Genomic DNA, 22618 nt, shown 5'->3' on the forward strand with positions numbered 1-22618 from the left:
TATCGTTGACGACCATCGCCGGCAAGCCGGCTCCTACAGGGGATCCCTCCAAGCCAGTGAAAGCCGCACAAAAAAGCCGACATCGCTGTCGGCTTTTTTGTACGTCACTGCTTGGGTGGCTCACCCGGTTTCGGTGCCGGATCATCAAACAGATTCAAACGCTCGCGCAGTTCGTGGGCCGGCAGCGGCTCCTTGTCCGCCGGCAACACGTTCGGGTCGACCGGTGTGGTCGGTGCTGCGCCTGGTGCAGCCGAACCTTGCGGCGCATCGGGAGCTGGCTCCGCGCCTTGCGAGCCTTCGATGGCCCGCTGGGCTTTCTTGGTCAGCACCACGATGTCGATACGACGGTTAACCGGGTTGAACGGGTGCTCGCGATCGAACAACGCCGAAGAGGCATAACCGACCACGCGCGCCACCTGTGCATCCGGATAGCTGCCCGCCACCAGCGCACGACGTGCGGCGTTGGCACGGTTGGCCGAGAGTTCCCAGTTACCGAAATCACCGGTGCCGGTGTACGGTTTGGCATCGGTGTGGCCGCTGATGCTGATCTTGTTCGGCACCGCCTTGATGGTGTCGGCCATGGCCAGCAGGATGTCTTCGAAATACGGCTTCAGACGGGCACTGCCTGAGTCGAACATCGGGCGGTTTTCCGCGTCCACGATCTGGATGCGCAAGCCGTCCGGGGTGATCTCGAACATGATCTGGTCTTTGAATTTCTGCAGCTGCGGATTCTCTTCAACCTTGGTCTGCAGTTCCTGCAGCAACAGTTCGAGGCGCTCCTTTTCGACCTGCTCGGCCATGCCTTCGACCTGGTCGGTATCGACGGTGACCTTGTCCGGCTGCGGCTGGGACTTCACCTCAGGGTTGAGGGTGTTTTCCGGCGCCATGGTCGGCGTGCCGCCTAGATCGATGATGTACGGCGTGCCGCTTTCGGAAAAGCCGATCGGGTCCTTGAAGTAACCGGCGATGGCAATCTTCTGTTCCGGCGTGGCGGTGGACAGCAGCCATAACACCAGGAAGAACGCCATCATCGCCGTAGCGAAGTCGGCGAAGGCGATCTTCCACGCCCCGCCGTGATGCCCGCCGGCATAGCGCTTGACGCGCTTGATGATTATCGGCTGATTATTTTCCATGCTTAACGACCGCGAACCGCTTGTTCCAGCTCGGCGAAGCTAGGACGGTGCGCCGGGTACAGAACCTTGCGCCCGAACTCGACGGCCAGCGATGGCGGCATGCCGGACGCCGAAGCCACCAGCGAGGCCTTGATGGCTTCGTAGACGTTCAGCTCTTCCTTGGCATCGTGGGCCAGCGAATGGGCCAGCGGGCCAAAGAAACCGTAGGCGGCGAGAATACCGAAGAAGGTACCGACCAGTGCCGCACCGACGTGCAGGCCGATGGACTTCTGGTCGCCCTCACCCAGCGAAGCCATGGTCACCACGATACCCAGTACCGCCGCGACGATACCGAAACCTGGCATGGCGTCGGCGATGCCGTTGACCGCGTGGGAGGGGTGTTCCAGGTCTTCCTTGAGGCTGAACAGCTCCATGTCGAACAGGCCTTCCAGCTCGTGCGGGGCCATGTTGCCGGAGGACATGATGCGCAGGTAATCACAGATGAACGCGGTCATGCGCTCGTCCTTGAGGACCGTCGGGTACTTGGCGAAGATCGGGCTCGCGGCGGCATCTTCGATGTCGCCCTCAATGGCCATCATGCCTTCGCGGCGGCTCTTGTTGAGGATCTCGTAGATCAGGCCCAGCACTTCAAGGTAAAAGGCGTGGTTGAACCGCGAACTGAACATGCCCAGGGATTTCTTGAGCACGTGCATCGTCATGTAGCCGGGGTTGGCCTGCAAGAATGCGCCGAGGGCTGCACCGCCAATAATCATGACCTCGAAAGGCTGGATCAGGGCGGCAATCTTGCCGTGGGAAAGCACGTATCCGCCGAGCACGCTCGCGAATACGACGATGATGCCGATAATTTTAGCCATAGGTTAGGAGAGCACTTACTGAGTCGGGTTCAAGGTCATATTCGGAAGTTAAAAAATCTCTTCTTCTACTTATCGGCAAAACTGCGCCAGACTATAGCCAGTTCAGGCGAAAAGCTAATTTGACCCCTTCCGGGCACAGGTATTGTTGACGATGATCGCCTCCCACCATGGTTAACGAAACGAACGTTCCAACACCAAAACCAACGACGCTCGAAGGCTGGGTCAAGCTGCTCGATGGCGTACGCCTTCCCGTCCCGCAAGCCAGCCACGACCGGGTCTGCAAGGCCATCCGCGACAATCGAAGCTCACTGCGCGATATCGCCGACCTCATGCAAGGCAGCCCCGCCCTGGCCTTGAGCGTGATTCGCGAAGCCAACCGGCACACCCACGGCGGCATGGCCGAGCCTGCGGAAAACCTTGAGGTTGCGATCAATCGCCTGGGCCTGAAACGCACCGAAGAGTTGCTCGCGCGCCTGCCCGCCGACCCCCAGTCCGAAATCCCCAAAGCCTTGCGTCAGCTGCAGATGATCAGCCAGCACGCCACGCAACAGGCCAATGGTTTTTTTGCCAGTCGCCTGGCTCGCCTGTGGCAGGACATCCACTGGGGTAGCCTGCTGTTTCTTTCGCCCCTGTGGCCTTTGGCGCTGACCCATCCAGAACTGCTCGAAGACTGGGAGCTGCGGGTCATCCATAAAGGTGAATCGGCACGTAAAGTAGAAAAGCAATTGTTTGGCGTACGCCTGCTGGACATCGGCCAGGCGCTGGTGGAGGTCTGGCACTTGCCGATCTGGGTGCAACAGGGCTATCGCCTGTTGCTCACCGAGCAGCGGGAGCTGGTGAAAGTCCTGCGCATCGCCCGTGACAGCGAGCACCCGTTGCGCCAGCAGAACCGCCTCGATGACGATCCGACCCTGCGCCGCTGGCTCAACCAACCGGCCAATACGGTGCTGCTGGCCAACGGGCTGGCGCTGTCGGCACAACACGCCTGGGACAGCCCGCACAGTGAACGCTGGCAGTACCTGACCAGCCTTTACCTGCAAATGCCGATGGATGAGGTGCAACAACAACTGCACCAGCAAGCCGCCAACAGCGCGCGCCATCACTCCATGCCCGACCTCTGGCACCCCGCTGAATCGCTGATCTGGCCGTGGGGTATGAACCGTATCCACGCCGGACTGCTACCGGCCGCCGGCCCCACTGCCGAAGATCTGGCGAAATGGCGCAAGCAATGCGCCGAATTGCTGGTCGAGCCGAGTCGCTTCACCAACGCCATGCACTTGACCATCGCCGCCCGCGATGCTCTGGTGGCCTGCGGCATGCGTCGGGTGATGATCCTGATGGCCGACCGTACCCATGCCAACCTGCGCGTGCACCAGACGGCCGGCCTGCCGAAGGAAACGGCCGGGCTGAACTTTGTGGTCAGCCAGAGCAACGTCTTGCAACGCCTGCTCGCGCAACAGGCCCAGGTCCGCCTGACGCCGGCCAACAACGCGCAATTCTCGGCCCTGCTGCCCAACAGCCTGCGCTCACAGTTCAGCGGCGAACACCTGCTGCTGCGCTCACTGGTCAATAATGGCCGGGTGATCATGATCGTCGTGGCGGATCAGGGCGGCGGGCCGTTTTCGGAAATTTCCGTACAGGCCTTCGGTAAAACCGCGCAGTGCATCGAGAAAGCCCTGCACAGCTTTAGCCACCGTGGCCAATAAGGCTGCGCTACAATCCTCCCTTTTGTGCTCTGGAGACCTCACATGTCTGACTTCTCTGGCTTGCCGCTGGTGATCGAGCCGAGCGACTTGCTCCCTCGCCTCGACGCTCGCGAACTGATTCTGGTGGACTTGACCAGTGCCGCCCGCTACGCCGAGGGACACATTCCCGGCGCGCGCTTTGTCGATCCGAAACGCACGCAACTGGGGCAGGCACCCGCCCCGGGACTGATGCCCCCGCAGGCAGCGCTCGAAACGCTGTTTGGCGAGCTGGGACACAATCCCGATGCGGTCTATGTCGTGTATGACGATGAAGGCGGCGGTTGGGCCGGGCGCTTCATCTGGCTGCTGGATGTCATCGGCCACAGCAAGTACCACTACGTCGACGGCGGCCTGACGGCCTGGCTGGCGGAAGGCTTGCCCATGTCGATCCAGATCCCGCCAGCCGTGGGCGGCCCGGTTTCACTGACCTTGCACGACGAACCCACCGCCACCCGTGAGTACCTGCAAAGCCGCCTCGGCGCCGCCGACCTGGCGATCTGGGACGCACGCGGGCCGCTGGAGTATTCCGGCGAGAAAGTCCTGGCGGCCAAGGGCGGGCACATTCCCGGTGCGGTCAATTTCGAATGGACCGCCGGCATGGATCAGTCGCGCCAGCTGCGCATCCGCACCGACATGCCGCAGATCCTCGAACAACTCGGGATCAGCAAAGACAAAGAAGTGATTACCCACTGCCAGACCCACCACCGCTCTGGCTTCACCTATCTGGTGGCCAAGGCTCTCGGTTATCCGCGGGTCAAGGGCTACGCCGGCTCCTGGGGCGAATGGGGCAACCATCCCGATACCCCGGTAGAAATTTAAGATTTTTAAGGACTGTTAATGAACAAGCGTCTGTTTCTCCTCGGCCAGTACCTGCTGCCCCACAACTTGCTCTCGCGACTGGCCGGCTGCATCGCCGAATGCCGCGTGCGCTGGTTCAAGAATGCCTTTACCGCCTGGTTCGCCAAGCGCTATCAGGTGGACATGTCCCAGGCGCTGGTCGAAGACCTGACTGCCTACGAGCACTTCAACGCGTTCTTCACCCGCGCACTGAAAGACGGCGCCCGCCCGCTGGACGAAACGCCGGGCGCGATCCTCAGCCCGGCCGACGGCGCGATCAGCCAGCTCGGCCCGATCGAGCACGGTCGTATTTTCCAGGCCAAGGGCCACAGCTTCAGCGTGCTGGAACTGCTGGGTGGCGATGCGGCGAATGCTGCGCCGTTCATGGGCGGTGACTTCGCGACCATCTACCTGTCGCCGAAGGACTACCACCGCGTGCACATGCCGCTGGCCGGCACCCTGCGCGAGATGGTCTACATCCCGGGCCGTCTGTTCTCGGTCAACCAGACCACCGCTGAAAACGTTCCGGAACTGTTCGCCCGCAACGAGCGCGTGGCGTGCATTTTCGACACCGAGCGCGGGCCGATGGCCGTGGTGCTGGTAGGCGCAATGATCGTGGCTTCGATTGAAACCGTCTGGGCCGGCCTGGTCACGCCGCCGAAGCGCGAGCTGAAAACCTTCCGCTACGACGAAGCCGCGCGCGCGCCGATCCACCTGGAAAAAGGTGCGGAACTGGGTCGCTTCAAGCTGGGTTCGACCGCCGTCGTGCTGTTCGGGCCGGATCAGGTGAAGTGGGCTGAGGAAATGACTGCCGGTACAGCGGTGCAGATGGGTCAGGGCATGGGCTCACCAAAAGCCTGATAGACACCGCTATTCACTGTAGGAGCGAGCCTGCTCGCGATGGACGTTAACGATGACGCGGGCATTCTGAATGCCCGCGTCGCTCTCAGGTTCATCGCGAGCAGGCTCGCTCCTACAGTGGGTTTGCGCGTTACAACTGGCCGTCGCGATCGCGGAAGCCCAGCAGGTACAGCACGCCATCCAGCCCCAGCGTCGAAATCGCCTGTTTGGCTGACTGCTTCACCAGCGGCTTGGCGCGGAACGCCACGCCCAACCCGGCAATCGCCAGCATCGGCAAGTCATTGGCACCGTCGCCGACCGCAATGGTCTGCTCCAGGCGCAAGCCTTCCTTGTGTGCCAGTTCCTTCAGCAAATCCGCCTTGCGCTGTGCATCGACAATCGGCTCGACCGCCACGCCGGTGACTTTGCCGTCGACCACTTCCAGCTCATTGGCAAACACATAGTCGATTCCCAGCTTGGCCTGCAATTGCTTGGCGAAGTAGGTGAAGCCGCCTGACAGGATCGCGGTCTTGTAGCCCAGGCGCTTGAGTTCGGCGAACAGGGTTTCGGCCCCTTCGGTCAGGCGCAACGAGGCACCAATGGAATCCAGCACGCCAACGTCCAGACCTTTGAGCAGGGCCAGGCGCTCTTTGAAGCTGGCGCGAAAATCCAGTTCGCCGGCCATCGCCCGCTCAGTGATTTCCGAAACCTTGTCACCCACGCCAGCCGCCTTGGCCAACTCATCGATCACTTCGGCTTCGATCAGGGTCGAGTCCATGTCGAACACCGCCAGACGACGGTTGCGACGGAACAGCGAGTCTTCCTGGAAGGCGATGTCGACGTTCAGTTCCTGGGCGACGCTGAGGAATTCGGCCCGCAGTGCCTGCGGATCAGCCGCCTCGCCACGCACGGAAAACTCGATGCAGCCCTTGCCCTTGTCGGCCGGGGTGTCCAGTGGCATGCGCCCGGACAGACGATCGATGTGGTCGATGTTCAGGCCATATTTGGCAGTGATCGAACTCACGGCCTGCAACTGCCCGGCTGTCACCTTGCGGGTCAACAGGGTCACGATGTGGCGCTTTTTGCCCTGGTTGCCGACCCACTGCTGGTAATCCTGTTCGGACACCGGCGTGAAACGCACCTGTTGATCGAGCTCGTAGCCCTTGAACAGGATGTCCTTGAGCACGGACTTGCCTTGTTCGGTATCGGGAATTTCAACCAGGATGCCGAACGACAAGGTGTCGTGGATCACCGCCTGACCGATGTCGAGAATGTTCACACCACCCTGGGCCAGAACGCCGGTAATGGCCGCAGTCAGACCCGGACGGTCGACTCCCGTGATGTTTATCAGGACGATTTCGCGCAAGGCGCACCCCCGCAGGTGGAAAAAAACCGCATTCTACCCACTTTCAGTGACCATCGGGCACCGTGAGCGCTTTGACGGTCTAGGGCCTGTCGCTATACTGCGCGTCAACTTCACGGACAAAAGAGCCGAGCTCAAGTGAACCGGCCCACGCCAGTAAAAACCGATAACTTCTTCCTGCTGATCTTCCGGGCACTGCGCCACCGCCGTGTACCGATTGCATTGCGCATCGCCAGCCATAACGTGATCCTGGTCGCCCTGGCCCTGGTCATCTATGCCGGTGTGATGGGCCTGCAGTTCAAGCAGGCCATGCACGAGCAGGCGGATGCGCTGGGCGAAAGCCTGACGACGCAGACGGCCACTTCGGCCACGGAGCTGTTGGTGTCCAACGACATCCTCAGCCTCAATGTGCTGCTCAATAACCTGACCAAGAACAAGCTGGTGGCCCACGCCGCCATCTACAGCCCGGACAACCGCATCCTTGCCGAATCCGGCCAGCGTCCCAAGCATGGCCTGCTGGGCGAGGCCGAAGGCATGTACCAGAGCAAGATCACCTTCCAGGACGTGACCGCCGGGCAATTGCGCATCAGCCTGGACATGGACCAGTTCCAGCAGCCGATGACCATCAGCCTGCAAAGCATGGGCATCCTCAGCGCCATCCTGCTGGCCCTGTCCCTGGCCCTGAGCCTGCGCATGGGGCGTTATCTCTCAACACCCCTGCTGCAATTGCGGGTGTGGCTGCGCAATATCGATGAATACACCCCGGCCACCGACCGCCAGGACGAAATCGGCGACCTGGCGCGCCAGCTGCACGCCAACTTCGCCCCGGAGCCTGCCCCTGTGCCGGAACCGGAACCGGAATTCGACGACGTCGATGACGAGGCCGACCCGGCCTTCGAAGTCCGTAACCTGCGCGATCCGAGTTTCGACGAGAGCCGCCCGGTAGCGGCGCTCAAGCCAGCGCCACGGCAGATCGTCAGCACCGTCGAAGACGACGATGACGAGGACCCGTTCGCCGACCTGCGCGACGAGTCGCTGGACAGCCCCCCGCAACCGGTGATTCGCAAGGCCACGCCGAGCGTGCCGCAACACAGCGCGGTACTGGCGGTGCAACTGGGCTCCCAGGAGCAACTGCGACGCTTGCCGCGGGCGCGCCTTGAAGAACTGCTGGAGCGCTATCGCGATTGCCTCGACCAGGCCGCATCGCTGTATCAGGGCGAAGTGGAGACCTTGAACGATGGCAGCACGCTGATGCTGTTCCACACCGAAGACAGCGGCGACGATTACCTGACCAACGCCATTTGCTGTGGCGAGTTGCTACGGGCCTTGGGCCACCAGTTGCAGATCGAAGTCGCGGACAGCGGCATCACCCTGCAATTGCAGTTGGGCCTGACCCTCGGCGACGAACTGTTCGGCCTGAGCCAGATCGACCTGTTGCTGACCGACCCTGCCCAGGACGCCCTGGCCCTGTCGCAGCACAGCCGCAACCTGCTGCTGGTGGAACGCAAGATCAGCGACGACGCGTTGATCCGTCAGCGCGCACGGATCCGCCCGATTGCCAGCCCTGAAGGCGCATGCTGCGTGGAGCGGTTGATGGAGCCGTATCCATCGATGCTTGAGCGGCAACTGGCGCGGATGCACGAGCGCCGGGCTTAAACCTTAGGCCCGGCCACAATGAAGCCCGCAGATGAGTGATCGTCTGCGGGCTTTTTTGTTGTCTGTACCTACGCCTTCGCGAGCAGGCTCGCTCCCACAATTGATCCGGGTTACCACAACGGAGTGCTCACTGAGGACCCCCTGTGGGAGCGAGCCTGCTCGCGATGAGGCCACCAGCCACACTAAAGATCGCCAGCCGGCAGAAACAATAAAGCCCGCACAAGGCGGGCTTTATGGGGGAACAGCTTCAGTCCAGGCTTAGAAGCGGAACACTTCCATATCCGTACGAATAGGCGCGGCCATCGGGATCTTCGGCTGCTTTTCCTGTTCTACCGCAGGTGCAGCCACTTTGGCTGGCGCTTTACGCGGGACTTCGGCGATCGGCGGCTGATTGGCCAGCGGCTTGAGCGCCACCGACAATTCCGAGGCCAGGCGTTGCAACAACACGCCCTGTGCCTGGACCTGAGCCGCCGTACTACCGGCATGCTGTTCCTGCAAATGGATGATGCGGTTGTCGCGGACCTGCCCGCGACGGTCGATCAGCCGCCATTGCGCATCGAGGATCGCCGGTTGCTTTGCACCCGAATCCAGGCGCGTGATGGTCAGCAGCACCTGAACGTCCGGGGTGAACCCCAATGTTGCCGGGGCCAGCACTACGCGCTGGCTGTCCAGGTGACCTGCGACCTGACGCAGCAGCAACTGATCGATATCCGACGAAAGGCTGCCGGCCCAACGACCGTCGGTCGATGCTTGCAAGCTGCCATCCGGCTGACGCTGCAACAAGGTTTCGCGCTGCAGGTAGTCGGCCACGGTGACCGGGCCCAACAATACCGCCATGCCCGCGTTCTGCGCAGGCTGAACCGGGTTTCCAGCGTCCAGCTGATACAGCGACACCGGTTGGTGAACGCTGCAACCCGCCAGGCCAAGAATGCCGGCGAGCATAAGAATAAAAGGAAGGCGCAGAGCAGTCATCGTCCCATCCAGGTGATCAATAAAAGGCTGATCACAGTGAAAATACTCAATAAATATGAAGAACGCGCGGCAGTGCCGGCGCTTGAAAGGCCATATCATCCGTGAATATGCGTTCCGACTCCAGCGCAAAGCGCCGAACTACGGGTTAATTCGTAGTTCGGCACCTCCAGGAGGCCTAATTGAGGTTTTCGACGAGCAGCGCATCTACCCGCTGGAAGCCACGCGGCAGCTTGTTGCCGCGACGGCCACGTTCACCCTTGTAGTGTTCGAGGTCGTCCGCTTTCAGTGACAAGGTACGTTTCCCGGCCTGCAACACCAGTGTTGCACCGTCCGGCAATACGGCGATGTCCGTCACATACTCTTCGCGACTGGCCACTCGCTCACCGGGAATCCCGATGATCTTGTTGCCTTTGCCTTTTCCTAATTGTGGCAGGTCGCTGATTTTGAAGATCAGCAGGCGACCTTCGGTCGTCACCGATGCCAGCCAGTTCTGCTCACGATCGGCAACAGGGCGCGGCAGCATGACCTTGGCGTTGTTCGGCAGGCTCAACAGGGCCTTGCCCGCCTTGTTCTTGGCTTGCAGGTCCTCGCCCTTGACCACGAAACCGTAGCCGGCGTCGGAGGCGATCACGTACAACGCGTCGTCTTCGGGCATCAGCACGCATTCGAAACTCGCTCCCGGTGGCGGCGTCAGGCGACCGGTCAGCGGTTCGCCCTGGCCACGGGCCGACGGCAAGGTATGGGCGGCCACCGAATAACTGCGGCCGGTGGAGTCGATAAACACGGCAAACTGGTTGGAGCGCCCGGCGGCCAACGCCTTGAACCCGTCCCCGGCCTTGTAGGAAAGCCCGGTGGCATCGATCTCGTGGCCTTTGGCGGAACGAATCCAGCCCTTTTCCGACAGTACAACCGTCACTTTCTCGTTCGGCAGCAGATCGTGCTCGGTCAGGGCCTTGGCTTCGGCGCGCTCGACGATAGGCGAACGACGGTCGTCGCCGTAGGTTTCGGCGTCCTTGATCAGCTCGGTGCGCACCAGCTTTTTCAGCTTGGCTTCGCTGCTCAGCAGGGCTTGCAGCTTGGCTTGTTCCTTGAGCAATTCATCCTGCTCGGCACGCAGCTTCATCTCTTCCAGTCGCGCCAGTTGACGCAAGCGGGTGTCGAGGATGTAGTCGGCCTGGATCTCGCTCAGGGCGAAGCGTTCGATCAGTTTCGCCCGTGGCTGTTCCTCGGTACGGATGATGTGGATCACTTCATCCAGGTTGAGGTAGGCAATCAGCAAACCGTCCAACAGGTGCAGGCGACGCTCGACCTTGTCGAGGCGGAATTGCAGGCGACGACGCACGGTCTGCACCCGGAACTCCAGCCATTCGACCAGCAACGCGCGCAGGTTTTTCAGCTGCGGCTTGCCGTCCAGGCCGATGATGTTGATGTTGACCCGGTAGCTCGACTCCAGCTCGGTGCTGGCGAACAGGTGCTGCATCAAGGCATCGTGGTCGAAGTTCTTGCGCGCCCCCGGAATGATCACGATCCGGCACGGGTTTTCATGGTCGGATTCGTCGCGCAGGTCGGCGATTTGCGGGGCCTTGGACGGCTTGGCCTGCATCATCGCGGCAATCTGCTCCAGCACCTTGGCGCCCGAGACCTGATGCGGCAACGCGGTGACGATGATGTCGCCGTCTTCGATGTGATACACGGCGCGCATGCGCACCGAGCCGCGACCGGTTTCGTAGATTTTCAGCAGGTCGGCGCGCGGGGTGATGATTTCCGCTTCGGTCGGGTAATCCGGGCCCTGGATGTGTTCACAGAGCTGTTCGACCGTAGCCTTGGGCTCATCGAGCAAACGCACGCACGCCGTGGCGACTTCGCGCAGGTTGTGCGGCGGCACGTCGGTGGCCATGCCCACGGCGATGCCGGTGGTGCCGTTGAGCAGGATGTTCGGCAAACGGGCCGGCAGGACCAGCGGCTCGTCCAGCGTGCCGTCGAAGTTCGGCCCCCAGTCCGCCGTGCCCTGGCCCAGTTCGCTGAGCAGCACTTCGGAATAACGCGACAGCCGCGCTTCGGTGTAACGCATGGCGGCGAAGGACTTGGGATCATCCGGCGCACCCCAGTTGCCCTGGCCGTCGACCAGCGTGTAGCGATAGCTGAACGGCTGGGCCATCAGGACCATGGCTTCGTAGCAGGCCGAGTCGCCGTGGGGGTGGAATTTACCGAGCACGTCACCGACGGTACGCGCCGATTTCTTGTGCTTGGAATCGGCGTCCAGCCCCAGCTCGCTCATGGCGTAGACGATACGCCGCTGTACCGGTTTAAGACCGTCGCCGATATGCGGCAGGGCACGGTCCATGATCACGTACATGGAGTAGTTGAGGTAGGCATTTTCGGTGAAGTCAGCCAGTGACCGGCGTTCTACACCGTCCAGGCTGAGATCAAGGGAGTCGCTCATGCGGGCCTCATCGGTTCGTTGTCTGGCGCAGCAGCATGGTGCCACCGCGCTGGGTAAATTCAAGTTTGTTCAGTGCGCTCATGCCGAGCAACACCTGATCGCCATGCAGCCCCGGGGCCACCAGTGCGCGCACATCCCGCAGCACGATGTCGCCCAGTTGCAGGCGTTCAATACGGGTGCGATAGCCCTGGCTCAGGCCATTGGCCGTGCTCAGGGTCACGCCGAATCCTTCTTCGAGCTTCAAACGCTTGGCCAGGTCCGCCGGAATCGACACATCGGTCGCCCCGGTGTCGAGCATGAAGTCCACCGGCTGGCCGTTGATCTGGCCGCTGGCTACGAAATGCCCCTGCACATTGCTGACCAGTTTCACCTCGATGAAACCTTCGCCCTGCTCCGAGCTGACCACCACATTCGGATTTTGCTGCCGCGCTTCCCACTGGCCGAAAAACCGCGTGGCCAGAAACAGCGCTGCGCACCAGGCCAGCACCATAAACACCCGGCCGATGCGCTGACCCGGCGTTTGTTGGCTCATGGCTTGGCACTCCAGCCACCTTCCGGTGCAGCGAAGCGCCAGACCACCGGACGCACTTCACCATCGGCGCGCGCACCGAAGTTATTGTCGACACCGATCCAGGCACCATCGGCATCCACGATCAACGCTTCTTCCAACCCGTAGTCCTGTGGATAACGACGGTTTTCCTGCAACAACTCGGCGGCGTACGACCAGCAGCGCTCGACCCTGGCCGTCTGCGGATCCCGGCGACAAATCTGATAGGCGTTGCGTTCAAGGGCGAACAGCTTGCCGTTGAACAGCGACAGGTCCGAAAAATCCTGCGAGACAGCTCTGGCGTGGGGAAACTGCTCGGGTTGCATTTCCATGCCCGCCTCGCTCAGCAGCACGCAGCCACCGTCGCAATCCCACAACGTCTGCTTGCGTTTGATCATCAGCAGGCCGCGGCCTTGACGCTCGGCGGCGAGCCACATCTGATCGCCCGCCGGATTGACCGCCAGCCCTTCGAACAGCGCATTGAATTGCAGTAACAGGCCTCTGGCCCGTGCCTCGCGAACCATCATCGGCGAAATTTTCAGCCAGGTAGCAGGCCCCGTGGCCGGCACTTGCAAGACAGCGGCATGGCCTTCGCTGACGATGTAGCGATTGCCGGCGCTGTCGCAGGAGATGCCTTCGAAGTCCAGATCGCCGCCACGCACGAACGAAGCTCCCCAGACACTAGACCTCAACCCCCAGGGCAAGCCGCTGTCAGGCACCGGCGGCACGTCAATGTGCACCGCTTCGGCCTGCCAGTCAGGTCCGCTGGTATCGAGGCGATAGATCTGATCATCGTCGCGGTCGGAAACTGCCCACAGGTCATTGCCGCACTGCGCCAGCCCGGACAGGTTGCCACCGCGCATGCTGTCGACGACATGCCCGGACAACAGGCGCAGCTGTGGCGCCGGCTCGGCAGATACCGTAATCGACGTCAGCAGCAACGCACAGGCCAGGGCAAAGCCCAGACGCATCAGCCCAGCACCTCGGCCAGGTTGCCCTTGGACTCCAGCCAGGTCTTGCGGTCACCGGCGCGTTTCTTCGCCAGCAGCATGTCCATCATTTCCGAGGTAGCCTCGAAATCTTCCAGGGTCAACTGCACCAGACGCCGAGTGTTCGGGTCCATGGTGGTTTCACGCAGCTGCGGCGGGTTCATTTCACCCAGCCCCTTGAATCGGGTGACCTGCGGTTTGCCGCGTTTCTTCTCGGCTACCAGACGATCAAGGATGCCGTCGCGTTCGGCTTCATCCAGGGCGTAGTAGATTTCCTTGCCCAGGTCGATGCGGTACAGCGGCGGCATGGCCACGTAGACGTGACCGGCATCCACCAGCGGGCGAAAGTGCTGGACGAACAAGGCGCACAGCAAGGTCGCGATGTGCAGACCGTCGGAGTCGGCGTCGGCGAGGATGCAGATCTTGCCGTAGCGCAGTTGGCTCATGTCGGCAGCGCCCGGATCGACACCGATCGCCACGGCGATGTTGTGCACTTCCTGGCTGGCCAGCACTTCGCTGCCGTCGACTTCCCAGGTGTTGAGGATCTTGCCGCGCAACGGCAGGATCGCCTGGAATTCTTTGTCTCGCGCTTGCTTGGCCGAGCCGCCGGCGGAATCACCTTCCACCAGGAACAACTCGGAACGCATCGGGTCCTGCCCGGCACAGTCGGCCAGCTTGCCCGGCAGCGCCGGGCCTTGGGTAATGCGTTTGCGCTCGACCTTCTTGCTGGCCTTGAGGCGACGGCCGGCGTTGTTGATCGCCAGTTCCGCCAGCAGCATGCCGGTTTCCGGGTGGGCGTTGAGCCACAGGCTGAACGCATCCTTGACCACACCAGAGACGAACGCCGCCGCTTCACGGGACGACAGGCGCTCCTTGGTCTGGCCGGAGAATTGCGGCTCCTGCATCTTCATCGACAGTACGAAGGCGATACGTTCCCAGACGTCTTCCGGCGCCAGCTTCACGCCGCGCGGCAACAGGCTGCGGAATTCGCAGAACTCGCGCATGGCGTCGAGCAGGCCTTGGCGCAAGCCGTTGACGTGGGTACCGCCCTGTGCGGTCGGGATCAGGTTGACGTAGCTTTCCTGTACCGCGTCGCCACCTTCGGGCAGCCACAGCAGCGCCCAATCCACCGCTTCCTTATTACCGGCCAGGCTGCCGCAGAACGGCTCGTCCGGCAGGCGCTCGAATTCGCTGACCGCGTCCACCAGGTAGGAGCGCAGGCCGTCTTCGTAATGCCATTCGACTTTCTCGCCGGTGGCCTTGTCTTCAAAACTGACCAGCAGCCCCGGGCACAACACGGCCTTGGCCTTGAGCACGTGCTTGAGGCGGCTGATGGAGAATTTCGGGGAGTCGAAGTATTTCGGATCCGGTGCGAAAAACACACTGGTGCCGGTGTTGCGTTTGCCGACAGTACCGACGATCTCCAGTTCGGTGGCCTTGTAGCCATCCTTGAAGGTCATCTGGTACTCGTTGCCGTCACGCTTGACCCGCACCCGCACTTCGGTGGACAAGGCGTTGACCACCGAAATACCCACCCCGTGCAAACCGCCGGAGAACTGGTAGTTCTTGTTGGAAAACTTGCCACCGGCGTGAAGCTTGGTGAGGATCAACTCGACGCCCGAAACACCTTCCTCGGGGTGAATGTCCACCGGCATGCCACGGCCGTCATCGCTGACTTCCAGGGAATGGTCGGCATGCAGGATCACCTGTACCGATGAGGCATGCCCGGCCAGGGCTTCGTCGACACTGTTGTCGATGACTTCCTGGGCAAGGTGGTTCGGCCGACTGGTGTCGGTGTACATGCCGGGGCGTTTGCGCACCGGGTCGAGGCCCGAGAGGACTTCGATGGCGTCGGCGTTATAAGAGCTAGCGCTGGGAGTGGCCATGGGGTCTCGTCGTCAGTGTTCGGTGAAAAAAGAATTCATGGGGCTATCGCTCACAATGCGCTGAAATCGATTGCCTGATACAAATCGGCACCAATGCCGGCAAAACTCAACATGGCCGGCAGTCGCGTGGCAAAACCCTGGAAACTGTGGTCGCCACCGGCCTGGATACGCAAGGCGCATGCCCGGTAATACTGCTGGGCGAGACGATAGTCCAACGTTTCGTCAGCTGTCTGCAACCATACCTGATAACGCTGCGGATCCCGGGGTGCCGGCACTTCCAGCTCGGCCAGGGCCGTCACGTGGTCGTGGGTCAACTCCCAGGCCTCTTCGGTATACAGGTTTTTCTGCGTCCCCAGATAGCCGTCGAACATCCGGTGCGGGCTGACGGCAGGGTTGATCAACAGGGCTTTCAAGCCATGGCGCTCGGCCAGGTGAGTGGCATAGTAGCCGCCGAGGGAGCTGCCGACCAGCAGTGGCCGTCCCAGTTCGGCGATCGCCTGCTCCAGCTGCTCGATAGCCTGGCGCGGGTGGTGGTGCAATGCCGGAACGCGCAAGTGTTCACTCAGGCCCAGACGCTCCATCACCTCGACCAACTGGCAGGCCTTCTTCGACAACGGCGAGCTGTTGAAGCCGTGGATATAAAGGATCGAACCGGACATTTGAGTTCCCTGTGCGTCGGCTAAAGAGTCGGAGTTTACAGGGACTCGGGCGCGTTGGGTGCCGATGAAATGCGATCCCTGTAGGAGCTGCCGCAGGCTGCGATCTTTTGATTTTGATTTTTTAAGATCAAGAGATCGCAGCCTCGTTGCACTCGACAGCTCCTACAAGGGATGTATCAGTAGCCGTTGGAACCGTAATCCACAGTGAAATCGAATCCGGTGACCCGCTCCACACCGGTTTCCAGCCCCCCGTCGGGCAGCAGCCGCAACCAGCGATAGCCCGGCGCCTGTTCCCCGACCTTGAAATCCTCGCTGCCCGGCTCGAACTGGATGCAGGTCGAGGGCGAGGCGATCAATCGCACACCATTGCGCCTCTGATCGATTTCCTGGTGCACATGCCCCCACAACACCGCCCGCACCTGTTCGAAACGGTCCAGCACGGCGAACAACGCTTCGGGATTGCGCAAGCCAATCGGTTCCATCCAGGCACAACCGATGGACACCGGGTGATGGTGGAAGCACACCAGATGATGGCGTTCCGGCGCTTCGCTCAACGAGCGGGCGAGCAACTGCAGCTGTTCATCCTGCAAATATCCCGGCACCGAGCCCGGTACCGCCGAATCGAGCATCGTGACCCGCCAGTTGCCGATATCCACCACCGGTTCGAGCAAAGCGCTCTGCACCGCCGCCTCGGCCATGATCTGTGGCTCATCGTGGTTGCCGGGAATCCAGCGCGCCGGCGCATCGAGCTGGCGCGTCATCTCGCGAAATTGCCGGTAGGACGCCAGCGTCCCGTCCTGGGACAGATCACCCGTGGCCAGGATCAAATCGATCTGCGGCTGTTGCGCGCGCACCAGCTCGATGACCTTTTGCAGGCTGTCGCGGGTGTTCATGCCCAGCAACGCACCGTCCGCTTCGGCAAACAGATGGCTGTCGGAGAGTTGCACCAGCAACGCCGGATCGGCGGTGGTCAATGTGGATACGCTCGGCAAGGCGTTCTCCCAGGGCGTGATCACGGGGATGGGTAAGTGCCGCAATTATGCTGGGGGACGATCGAAAGGGGAAATCCGTGAACCTGACGCAGTTCACATCTGCGCTTCGCCGTTAACGTACGACTTCGTACTCATGCCCCAGCGCCAGGCAATGGCTCAGCCATTCGCCCAGAAACATGTTCAGCTGGGCCTTTTCGTCCGGCTGGTGCATCGAGGCGTTCGGGTAAGGATAGATGCCGCGAAAGCGTCGTGCATGTTCGGCGCTCACCACTTCGGCCATACGCGCATCGTGATAGACCTGCACTTCCAGTTGCGGCACCGGCAGCCACGGCAGGCTGTGTTCCTGGCGCACTTGCAGGGTCGTGGTGTAAGGACAGGTCAGCAATACCTCCAGGGCCAGCACGCCGAGCATCTGGTCGCCATGGGTCACGGCGATGCGCCGCGCGGCAGGCTCGCTGCGCATGTCCGGCAGCAGTCGCATGAGGCGCGCGTAGTTCGCCTCGCAGGACGCTTGCAGCCCCACCAGATCTACCCGATAGCGATCGCGCAGCTTGTTTACGACCATAACCCCCTCACTTCAACGCGGTTCAAAGCCAGCCATTGCAAGGCAATGATGCTCGCCGCGTTGGCAATACGCCCGTCGCGCACGGCTTGCAGGGCATCTTCGAAAGCCCAGACCGTGACGCGGATGTCTTCTGCCTCTTCCTCCAGCCCATGCAGGCCGCCTACCCCGGTAGTATCACAACGCCCCAGGTACAAATGCACGAACTCGTTACTGCCGCCCGGCGATGGAAAATATTTGAGCATCGGCCAGAGCGCCCCGATTTCCAGCCCAGCTTCCTCCTGCGCTTCGCGGTGAGCAACTGCTTCCGGCACTTCATCCTTGTCGATCAGACCAGCGACCAGTTCGATCAGCCACGGGTTGTCGGTCTTGCCCATGGCGCCGACTCGAAACTGCTCGATCAGCACCACTTCATCGCGCTGCGGATCGTAAGGCAGCATGCAGACCGCATCATGGCGAACGAACACTTCACGATTGATCTCACGGCTCATGCCCCCGGCGAACAATTCGTGGCGCAAGTGCACGCGTTCGAGTTTGTAGAAGCCCTCGTAGCATTTTTCGCGCCGCACGATATCAACGGCGGTCGGAATGGCGTTGGCAAAATCCGTCATGATTATCCTCGTTACTGCAAATCCTGAACGAGGCTGCTTTCTTCCTGGGCCTCGACTTCGCGCCATCCTAACGCGCCCGTGATGTTTGATGCAGCCCCTTTCCCGTCAGCGGGATGGACGGTGAAGGCGAAACCCTCTCTAATTAGCTTAGTGGCGAACTGATTGCTTTGTTGAGAGTCGAAGCCGGTAACTTTTTGCCTTCCCCTGTTTCAGAAAGGACGCCCATGTCGCTTTTCAAAATCGCCTCCGTGGCCGCCATCGCCCTGACCCTGGGCGCTTGCGCGAGCCTGTTCCAGCCCAACTACCGGACGCCGCTGGAAACCACCCGCGACGCTTCCGAGCAACTCAAGCCCGGCTGCAGCAACCCGGAATGCCCGCTGGTCAACATCGACACCCTGCACTTTCCGGACGAGCCTGCCCTGGACGGCATCATCGAAAAACGCCTGCTGCAAATGACCCGCACCTCGCCCGACGCGCCGGTCGCACCGACCCTGGCGGCCTATCGCGAAGAGTTCCTGCGCACCGCCGGCCCGCGCAACAGCAGCTATCTGCAAGCAAAGGTACGTGAGCAGCATGACGGCTTGGTGATCATCGAATTGTCCAGCTACCTGGACACCGGCGGAGCCCATGGCACGCCGGGGCGGGGTTTCATCAACTACTCGCGCCAGCAGCATAAAGTGCTGACGTTGTCCGACATGTTGGTGCCAGGGCAGGAAGACGCATTCTGGAAAGCCGCGCAAGTGGCGCACAACAGCTGGCTGATCAGCACCAAGCTCGATCAGGAACCGGAGTTCGTGAAGAGCTGGCCGTTCCAGAAAACCCAGAACGTGGCGCTGACCTACGGCGGGGTGATCCTCAAGTACGAAACCAGCACCATTGCGCCTTACGCGCTGGGCCATGTCGAACTGAAGATCCCCTACCCTCGCCTGAACGGCATCATCAAGCCCGAGCTGTTTCCCGGCCGTAACTGAAGGCCCGGCCCAGTACCAGCTGCAGCAACCCTGCCAGGACCAGCGCCGGCAGGGTCGCACCCACGTCCGGATACAGGTTGGCGAGCAGATGGTAAGTGCTGATCCCACCCAGCCAGGCCAGCAGCGCCGGCCAGCGCAAAGCGGCTGAAGCCACCTGGCCGCTGCGCTTGCGCAGGATGAAGTGGTCCACCAGCACCACGCCGAACAACGGCGCAAACACCGAACCGATCAGCAGCAGGAAGTTCTGGTACTGGGCCAATGGCGCCAGCAGGGCAATCAGCGTGCAGATAACGCCGATGGCCAGGGCCAGATGCTCGACTTTGGCACGCAACAGAATCCCGCTGGACACCGCTGCCGAGTGAATATCGGCAAAGGCGTTTTCCGATTCATCCAGAAGAATCAGCAGCAGCGGAATCCCCAGGCCGGCACCGGCCAGCGCCAGCAGCAATGCATTGACTTCACCGCTCGGCGCGAATGCCAGGGTGTAGGCCACGCCCAGGCTCATCAGCCAGAAGTTACCGATAAAGAATCCGATGGCCGTGCCACCGAAGACGTTTTTCGCCCGTTTGCCGAACCGCGAGTAGTCGGCGATCAGCGGCAGCCAGGAAAGGGGCATGGCAATGGCGATGTCGAAACCCACGGCGAACGGCATCGAACCGTCACCGGCCTGGGCCCACAATGCAGCCAGGTCAGCCTTGGCGAACAGGTTCCAGGTCAGCCAGATGCACGCGGCCAACAGCAGCCAGATACCCCACTTGCGCAGGATCTGCCGGACGAAGGTCAACGGGCCGCTGACCGCCAACAGGGTCGCCAGGGCGCCGAAGAACAGGGTCCAGAGCAGCGGATTCGACAGCAGGCTGCCGTCGCTGAAGGCCTTCGCGCCCAACAGGCTGGCGGCATCGCGCATGACAATGATTTCGAACGAACCCCAACCGATCAGTTGCAGCAGGTTCAGCACCGCCGGCAGGCTCGCGCCCTTGGTACCGAGGCTGAGCTTGAGGGCGGCCATCGACGACAGGCCGGTGTCACTGCCAATCACCCCGACCGCCGCGAGCAGCAGAACGCCGACCAGGGTGCCGAGGAAAATCGCCAGCAACGAACCGGACAGGCCCAGGCCCGGCGCGAGCAATGCACCGGTCTGCAATACCATCAGGCCGATGCCGAGGGAGAACCACAGGGAAAACAGATCGCGACCGCCGAACACACGTTTGTCGGTCGGCACCGCGATGTCGGGGGAGTAAGTGCTGGGTTGAATGCTCAAGGGTGTTATCTCAGAGGGACATTTGTTGTTTTCTTGATTGCCTTCGCGAGCAGGCTCGCTCCCACATTAGGTTTGCGTCGTTCACAAATCCCCTGTGGGAGCGAGCCTGCTCGCGAAGACGGCGGTGAGTACACCGCCGACCTGTCAGATCAAACTTTCTGGTAAAGCTGACTGCCTTCCTGCTTGAAGCGCTCGGCCTGTTCAGCCATGCCTTGGGCGACGTCCACGTCGACCGCTTCGATCCGTTGGTTGGCCGCATACTCGCGGACTTCCTGGGTGATTTTCATCGAGCAGAACTTCGGCCCGCACATCGAGCAGAAGTGCGCGACCTTGGCCGAATCCTTCGGCAGGGTTTCGTCGTGATACGAACGCGCGGTGTCCGGATCGAGGCCCAGGTTGAACTGGTCTTCCCAGCGGAACTCGAAACGCGCCTTGCTCAAGGCATTGTCGCGGATCTGTGCACCCGGGTGTCCCTTCGCCAGATCGGCGGCGTGCGCGGCGATCTTGTAGGTGATGATCCCGGTCTTCACGTCATCCTTGTTCGGCAGGCCCAGGTGCTCCTTCGGCGTCACGTAGCAGAGCATGGCGCAACCGAACCAGCCGATCATCGCCGCACCGATGCCCGAGGTGATGTGGTCGTAGCCCGGCGCGATGTCGGTGGTCAGCGGACCGAGGGTGTAGAACGGCGCCTCGTCGCAGCACTCCAGCTGCTTGTCCATGTTCTCCTTGATCAACTGCATCGGCACGTGACCCGGGCCTTCGATCATGCACTGCACGTCGTGTTTCCAGGCAATCTTGGTCAGCTCGCCGAGGGTTTCCAGCTCGCCGAACTGCGCTTCGTCGTTGGCGTCGGCAATCGAGCCCGGACGCAGGCCATCGCCCAGCGAGAAGCTGACGTCGTAGGCCTTCATGATTTCGCAGATTTCGTCGAAATGGGTGTAGAGGAAGTTCTCTTTGTGGTGCGCCAGGCACCACTTGGCCATGATCGAGCCGCCACGGGATACGATGCCGGTCACGCGCTTGGCGGTCATCGGTACGTAGCGCAGCAACACGCCGGCGTGGATGGTGAAGTAGTCGACGCCCTGCTCGGCCTGCTCGATCAGCGTGTCGCGAAACAGCTCCCAGGTCAGGTCTTCGGCCACACCGTTGACCTTCTCCAGCGCCTGGTAGATCGGCACCGTACCGATCGGCACCGGCGAGTTGCGGATGATCCACTCACGGGTTTCGTGGATGTGCTTGCCGGTGGACAGGTCCATGACCGTGTCCGAACCCCAGCGAATGCCCCAGGTCAGTTTCGCCACTTCTTCTTCGATGGACGAACCCAGGGCGCTGTTGCCGATATTGCCGTTGATCTTCACCAGGAAGTTACGGCCGATGATCATCGGTTCCAGTTCGGTGTGGTTGATGTTGGCCGGGATGATCGCGCGGCCGCGGGCGATTTCTTCGCGGACGAATTCAGGGGTGATTTCTTTCGGGATGCTCGCGCCGAAGCTGTGGCCGGCGTGCTGTTGCTTCAACAGGCCGGCGGCGCGGGCCTCTTGCAGCTTCATGTTTTCGCGGATGGCGACGTATTCCATCTCGGCGGTGATGATGCCTTTGCGCGCGTAGTGCATCTGGCTGACGTTGGCCCCGGCCTTGGCGCGGCGCGGGTTGTTCACGTGGGCAAAGCGCAGTTTGGTCAGCTCTGGATCGGCAAGGCGCTCCTGACCGAAGTTCGAGCTCAGGCCACTCAGGCGTTCGGTGTCACCACGGTCGTCGATCCACGCCGAACGCACGTCGCCCAGGCCTTTACGTACGTCAATCACCACGTTGGGATCGGTGTAGGGACCCGAGGTATCGTAGACAGTCACCGGGGCGTTGATTTCGCCACCGAAGTCAGTCGGCGTCACGTCCAGGGTGATTTCGCGCATCGGCACGCGGATGTCCGGACGAGAGCCCTGGACGTAGATTTTTTGCGAACGGGTAAAGGGTTGAACCGACTGTTCATCGACCTTGGCCGACTCACTCAGGTTGATCGCGTTTTTTGCTTTTATGGTCATCACGGGCTCTCCAGACAGCATCCAGGCAGTGGATTGTCGGAGCAGAACCTGAAAGGCACGGACGCACCAGGACTGGTGCTGTGCGTCGTCACACGGGGAGCGTTCGATTGTCGAACAATTTCCCGGACGAAGCACAAGAGGACTCGCCGGGTGACGAGAAATCTTGTTCCCTACGCAGGCGCTAACCTGATCAGGTTCAACGGGATCCGAAATTATTCGATCTCAGCCTCATAGCAAGGCACCCCGACAAGAACCCGG

Annotated in this window: 19 protein-coding genes and 1 riboswitch; of the genes, 5 read left to right on the plus strand and 14 right to left on the minus strand. The window is 61.6% G+C overall.

All coding sequences use genetic code 11. The features are described 5' to 3' along the window. Positions 1-104: 104 nt before the first annotated feature. Positions 105-1133, minus strand: a complete 1029-nt coding sequence (gene motB, locus CD175_RS30475; RefSeq protein WP_104451567.1) for a flagellar motor protein MotB — start codon at positions 1131-1133, stop codon at positions 105-107. A gap of 2 nt (positions 1134-1135) precedes the next feature. Continuing rightward, complete coding sequence (gene motA, locus CD175_RS30480; RefSeq protein WP_046039800.1) at positions 1136-1987, minus strand: flagellar motor stator protein MotA; 852 nt, start codon at positions 1985-1987, stop codon at positions 1136-1138. Positions 1988-2154: 167 nt separating this feature from the next. On the opposite strand from motA, the gene CD175_RS30485 reads away from it, so the two are divergent. Genes CD175_RS30485 through asd form a run of 3 tightly spaced genes read left to right on the plus strand, consistent with a single transcriptional unit; the run spans position 2155 to position 5430 of the window. Next, on the plus strand, positions 2155-3693 hold the full coding sequence (locus CD175_RS30485; RefSeq protein ID WP_104451568.1) for an HDOD domain-containing protein: 1539 nt from the start codon (positions 2155-2157) through the stop codon (positions 3691-3693). Positions 3694-3735: 42 nt separating this feature from the next. Further along, a complete protein-coding gene (locus CD175_RS30490; protein ID WP_104451569.1) occupies positions 3736-4551 on the plus strand; it encodes a rhodanese-like domain-containing protein in 816 nt (271 codons plus the stop codon). An 18-nt stretch (positions 4552-4569) separates the two neighbouring features. Further along, positions 4570-5430, plus strand: coding sequence for an archaetidylserine decarboxylase (asd, locus tag CD175_RS30495; protein ID WP_104451570.1), 861 nt, complete (start codon positions 4570-4572; stop codon positions 5428-5430). A gap of 130 nt (positions 5431-5560) precedes the next feature. Here asd and serB read toward each other — a convergent pair whose 3' ends face one another. Next, positions 5561-6775, minus strand: coding sequence for a phosphoserine phosphatase SerB (gene serB / locus CD175_RS30500; RefSeq protein WP_007977477.1), 1215 nt, complete (start codon positions 6773-6775; stop codon positions 5561-5563). A gap of 135 nt (positions 6776-6910) precedes the next feature. On the opposite strand from serB, the gene CD175_RS30505 reads away from it, so the two are divergent. Beyond that, positions 6911-8428, plus strand: coding sequence for an AhpA/YtjB family protein (locus CD175_RS30505; protein ID WP_104451571.1), 1518 nt, complete (start codon positions 6911-6913; stop codon positions 8426-8428). A gap of 258 nt (positions 8429-8686) precedes the next feature. Here CD175_RS30505 and CD175_RS30510 read toward each other — a convergent pair whose 3' ends face one another. The 9 genes from CD175_RS30510 to CD175_RS30550 all read right to left on the minus strand — a co-directional run bounded on the left by CD175_RS30510 (position 8687) and on the right by CD175_RS30550 (position 18089). Then, positions 8687-9400, minus strand: coding sequence for a PqiC family protein (locus CD175_RS30510; RefSeq protein ID WP_104451572.1), 714 nt, complete (start codon positions 9398-9400; stop codon positions 8687-8689). Between the two features lie 175 nt (positions 9401-9575). Continuing rightward, a complete protein-coding gene (gene parC, locus CD175_RS30515; RefSeq protein WP_015093214.1) occupies positions 9576-11843 on the minus strand; it encodes a DNA topoisomerase IV subunit A in 2268 nt (755 codons plus the stop codon). A 7-nt stretch (positions 11844-11850) separates the two neighbouring features. Continuing rightward, positions 11851-12375: a retropepsin-like aspartic protease family protein gene (locus CD175_RS30520; protein ID WP_104451573.1), complete on the minus strand. Its 525-nt coding sequence runs from the start codon at positions 12373-12375 to the stop codon at positions 11851-11853. Further along, positions 12372-13361 (minus strand): esterase-like activity of phytase family protein, encoded by a 990-nt coding sequence (locus CD175_RS30525; RefSeq protein WP_104451574.1) that lies wholly within the window; start codon positions 13359-13361, stop codon positions 12372-12374. Before CD175_RS30525 ends, CD175_RS30520 begins: the two co-directional genes overlap by 4 nt. Further along, entirely contained in the window at positions 13361-15265 is a 1905-nt protein-coding gene (gene parE, locus CD175_RS30530) for a DNA topoisomerase IV subunit B (RefSeq protein ID WP_007977465.1), read from the minus strand. Before parE ends, CD175_RS30525 begins: the two co-directional genes overlap by 1 nt. Positions 15266-15315: 50 nt before the next feature. Next, positions 15316-15924, minus strand: a complete 609-nt coding sequence (locus tag CD175_RS30535) for a YqiA/YcfP family alpha/beta fold hydrolase (RefSeq protein ID WP_104451575.1) — start codon at positions 15922-15924, stop codon at positions 15316-15318. A 176-nt stretch (positions 15925-16100) separates the two neighbouring features. Further along, on the minus strand, positions 16101-16916 hold the full coding sequence (cpdA, locus tag CD175_RS30540; RefSeq protein WP_104451576.1) for a 3',5'-cyclic-AMP phosphodiesterase: 816 nt from the start codon (positions 16914-16916) through the stop codon (positions 16101-16103). Between the two features lie 112 nt (positions 16917-17028). Beyond that, the gene (locus CD175_RS30545; protein WP_007977461.1) at positions 17029-17481 is read right to left on the minus strand and encodes a DUF1249 domain-containing protein; all 453 of its coding nucleotides are present in this window, start codon (positions 17479-17481) and stop codon (positions 17029-17031) included. Further along, positions 17472-18089, minus strand: coding sequence for an NUDIX domain-containing protein (locus CD175_RS30550; protein ID WP_015093209.1), 618 nt, complete (start codon positions 18087-18089; stop codon positions 17472-17474). Before CD175_RS30550 ends, CD175_RS30545 begins: the two co-directional genes overlap by 10 nt. A 224-nt stretch (positions 18090-18313) precedes the next feature. Here CD175_RS30550 and CD175_RS30555 point away from each other — a divergent pair, with 224 nt between their 5' ends. After that, positions 18314-19060, plus strand: coding sequence for an RsiV family protein (locus CD175_RS30555; RefSeq protein ID WP_104451577.1), 747 nt, complete (start codon positions 18314-18316; stop codon positions 19058-19060). Here the strand turns inward: CD175_RS30555 and cytX are convergent. Then, positions 19029-20321, minus strand: coding sequence for a putative hydroxymethylpyrimidine transporter CytX (gene cytX, locus CD175_RS30560; protein ID WP_104451578.1), 1293 nt, complete (start codon positions 20319-20321; stop codon positions 19029-19031). The genes CD175_RS30555 and cytX overlap by 32 nt on opposite strands. Before the next feature lie 149 nt (positions 20322-20470). Continuing rightward, positions 20471-22360 (minus strand): phosphomethylpyrimidine synthase ThiC, encoded by a 1890-nt coding sequence (thiC, locus tag CD175_RS30565; protein ID WP_104451579.1) that lies wholly within the window; start codon positions 22358-22360, stop codon positions 20471-20473. A gap of 150 nt (positions 22361-22510) precedes the next feature. Then, positions 22511-22616: riboswitch (TPP riboswitch) on the minus strand. Between the last annotated feature and the right edge of the window lie 2 nt (positions 22617-22618).

Origin of the sequence: Pseudomonas laurylsulfatiphila, assembly GCF_002934665.1 — a bacterium.
In the GTDB taxonomy this organism is placed as follows: domain Bacteria; phylum Pseudomonadota; class Gammaproteobacteria; order Pseudomonadales; family Pseudomonadaceae; genus Aquipseudomonas; species Aquipseudomonas laurylsulfatiphila.

Coding starts and splice junctions, on each gene's coding strand:
- motB (WP_104451567.1), bottom strand. CDS start 1,133: ATGGAAAATAATCAGCCGATAATCATCAAGCGCGTCAAGCGCTATGCC.
- motA (WP_046039800.1), bottom strand. CDS start 1,987: ATGGCTAAAATTATCGGCATCATCGTCGTATTCGCGAGCGTGCTCGGC.
- CD175_RS30485 (WP_104451568.1), top strand. CDS start 2,155: ATGGTTAACGAAACGAACGTTCCAACACCAAAACCAACGACGCTCGAA.
- CD175_RS30490 (WP_104451569.1), top strand. CDS start 3,736: ATGTCTGACTTCTCTGGCTTGCCGCTGGTGATCGAGCCGAGCGACTTG.
- asd (WP_104451570.1), top strand. CDS start 4,570: ATGAACAAGCGTCTGTTTCTCCTCGGCCAGTACCTGCTGCCCCACAAC.
- CD175_RS30510 (WP_104451572.1), bottom strand. CDS start 9,400: ATGACTGCTCTGCGCCTTCCTTTTATTCTTATGCTCGCCGGCATTCTT.
- parC (WP_015093214.1), bottom strand. CDS start 11,843: ATGAGCGACTCCCTTGATCTCAGCCTGGACGGTGTAGAACGCCGGTCA.
- CD175_RS30520 (WP_104451573.1), bottom strand. CDS start 12,375: ATGAGCCAACAAACGCCGGGTCAGCGCATCGGCCGGGTGTTTATGGTG.
- CD175_RS30525 (WP_104451574.1), bottom strand. CDS start 13,361: ATGCGTCTGGGCTTTGCCCTGGCCTGTGCGTTGCTGCTGACGTCGATT.
- parE (WP_007977465.1), bottom strand. CDS start 15,265: ATGGCCACTCCCAGCGCTAGCTCTTATAACGCCGACGCCATCGAAGTC.
- CD175_RS30535 (WP_104451575.1), bottom strand. CDS start 15,924: ATGTCCGGTTCGATCCTTTATATCCACGGCTTCAACAGCTCGCCGTTG.
- CD175_RS30545 (WP_007977461.1), bottom strand. CDS start 17,481: ATGGTCGTAAACAAGCTGCGCGATCGCTATCGGGTAGATCTGGTGGGG.
- CD175_RS30550 (WP_015093209.1), bottom strand. CDS start 18,089: ATGACGGATTTTGCCAACGCCATTCCGACCGCCGTTGATATCGTGCGG.
- CD175_RS30555 (WP_104451577.1), top strand. CDS start 18,314: ATGTCGCTTTTCAAAATCGCCTCCGTGGCCGCCATCGCCCTGACCCTG.
- thiC (WP_104451579.1), bottom strand. CDS start 22,360: ATGACCATAAAAGCAAAAAACGCGATCAACCTGAGTGAGTCGGCCAAG.